The following is a 229-nucleotide window of genomic DNA, read 5'->3' as shown; positions in this document are numbered from 1 at the left end:
CGAAACGCGCGCTCCCGGTCGGCACCCGCAATCGCGCCGCTCCAGACCGAACCCAAGCGAGGGGCGCTGACATCAGCAGGTAGTTCGCGAAGTTTGCCCGCGTACAGTTTCGTCAATTGGGCCAAGGCTGTGGTCACCGGGTGCTCGCTATTGGCCTGCCAGGGCAGCTTGGTGATTTCGGCCAGCAAAGAGCGCACGGGACGTATGGCGTCAAACAAACGCTCACGCA

The 229-nt window shown here is 62.9% G+C and carries 1 protein-coding gene; it reads right to left on the bottom strand.

What is annotated here, in order from left to right; translation table 11 throughout:
* Positions 1–229: hypothetical protein (locus RVY79_RS21915; protein WP_317466736.1), on the bottom strand; the 229-nt coding region annotated here is incomplete at both ends.

This window comes from Chromohalobacter sp. HP20-39 (assembly GCF_033052815.1).
Taxonomy (GTDB): domain Bacteria; phylum Pseudomonadota; class Gammaproteobacteria; order Pseudomonadales; family Halomonadaceae; genus Chromohalobacter.
Note: the sequence above shows the minus strand (reverse complement) of the source record. Positions and strands in the feature narration are given on the sequence as shown.